The sequence below is a fragment of the Phytohabitans kaempferiae genome, from assembly GCF_042433955.1.
GTDB lineage: Bacteria > Actinomycetota > Actinomycetes > Mycobacteriales > Micromonosporaceae > Phytohabitans > Phytohabitans kaempferiae.
The window spans coordinates 1-1,150 of sequence record NZ_JBHLUH010000044.1 but is presented as its reverse complement, the minus strand read 5'-3'; the positions used below and the strand labels follow the sequence as shown (position 1 = coordinate 1,150).

The window sequence follows — 1,150 nt, the reverse complement described above, 5'->3', positions numbered from 1 at the left end:
CCGGGCTGGGAGGGTGACGTCGCCGATGGTGAACCAGGGGTGCCATTCGCCGTGCCACCAGTTCGACCAGACCCGGCCGTCGTGCCCGACGGCGAAGATGTCCTGGTAGTCCGCGCTGCGGGCCAGGGTGGCGATCGGGGTCCGGTCCGGCAGGGTGACATCGCCGAGCCGGTACCAGTCGTGCCACTCGCCGTGCCACCAGGCGTTCCACACGCCGCCGTCGAGCCCGACGGTGAACAGGTCCATGAAGTCGGGGCTGCGGGACACGACGCCGATCGGGCTCGCCGCCGGGAACGTTGCGGTGCCCACCCGGAAACGTTCCCGCCACTGGCCGTTCCACCAGGCCGACTGCACCGTCCCGTCGCGGCCGACGGCGAACACGTCCATCTGGTCCGGGTTGCGGGACAGGGCGGACACGGGTGTCCCGTCGTCGAAGTGCCGGCGCAGGTCCGGGTCGACGACGGCCGGGGCGGGGCCGGCGGGCCCTGGTACGCCGGGGGACGCCTGCGGTTCGAGACCGGCCTGCTGCCGCCACTGCCGCAGCAGCTCCTCCGCCCAGCCGTACTTCGCCGCGGTCACGGCGTTCAACGGGTCGGCCTGGAACAGCGCGGCCAGGGCGTCCCGGCCCGCGGTCCCGGTGGGAACCCGCTCGGCGTCGGTGCCGTACGCAGCGACGTACATGACGTTCTCCGCCATTCCGCGCCGCTCGTCGCCGCTGGCGGCGGTCGAGGCGAGAACTGCGGCGGCCTCGGTGCCCAGGCCCGCCGACTGTTCCGAACGCCCTGCCTGGCTGTACCGGGCGGTGAGGTTGTGGATCGCCCACAGCAGTGGTCCGTCGACGTGCAGGCTTCGGAACACGTTGACGGCGGTGGAGGTGACGGCGATGGCTTCGTCGCCGGGGGAGATGTACGCGCCGATGTAGACGGCGTTCTCGGCCATCCCACGGAGTTGGTCGCCGGTCGCGTTCGCGAGGATGCCGGCGGCCTCGGTGCCGAGTCCGGCTGATTCGGGCGTGCGGCCGGCGGCGCTGTACCGGGCGGTGAGGTTGTGGATCGCCCACAGCAGTGGTCCGTCGACGTGCAGGCTTCGGAATACGTTGACGGCGGTGGAGGTGACGGCGATGGCTTCGTTGCCGGGGGAGATGTACGCG

General features: G+C 72.0%; 1 protein-coding gene. It reads right to left on the bottom strand.

Going from position 1 to position 1,150, the window contains the following annotated elements; all coding sequences use genetic code 11:
• Positions 1-1,150, bottom strand: a 1,150-nt coding sequence (locus tag ACFFIA_RS22250; protein ID WP_512700720.1) for a PLL family lectin, incomplete at both ends; no start/stop codon positions are given.